The sequence below is a fragment of the Deinococcus alpinitundrae genome (genome assembly GCF_009982895.1).
Lineage (GTDB): Bacteria > Deinococcota > Deinococci > Deinococcales > Deinococcaceae > Deinococcus > Deinococcus alpinitundrae.
In genome coordinates this window covers 1-446 of the sequence record NZ_WXZL01000117.1, presented here as the reverse complement: position 1 = coordinate 446, position 446 = coordinate 1, and the positions used below count along the sequence as shown (strand labels likewise).

The 446-nt window shown below is 60.3% G+C and carries 1 protein-coding gene; it reads left to right on the top strand.

The genetic code is table 11. The annotated features are described in order from the left end of the window. Positions 1–37: 37 nt before the first annotated feature. Positions 38–446: transposase family protein (locus GUI70_RS22660; RefSeq protein ID WP_161884521.1), on the top strand; the 409-nt coding region annotated here is incomplete at its 3' end.

The window sequence follows — 446 nt, the reverse complement described above, 5'->3', positions numbered from 1 at the left end:
TAGACCTCCTGCGAAAGTGGGTAGCTATGCTGGGTGAGTGAGCGACAAGCGGCTGGAACGAACACTGAAGATGAACCGCACGCGCTTCAAACGGCGCACTGGAATCTACCCGGAGACGTTCTGTGCGATGGAGGCCGTCCTGGTCGAACGAGAAAACAGCAAAAGGAAGTCTGGGCGACCCGCGGCCCTCAGCCCCGCTGAGCAACTCCTCCTGACGCTAGAGTTCTGGCGGGAATACCGCACCTTCGCTCACCTGGGCGACGACTGGGGCGTCCACGAAACCACCGTGCAACGCACGGTGGAACGCGTCGAAGCGGCCCTGATAGCCAGTGGGCAGTTCCGATTGCCCGGCAAGAAGGTCCTGAAGGAAGCAGAGCATGTCTTCCAGATCATCGCCATTGATGCAGCCGAATCGCCGTGTGAGCGCCCCAAAAAAAGCAGCGGAC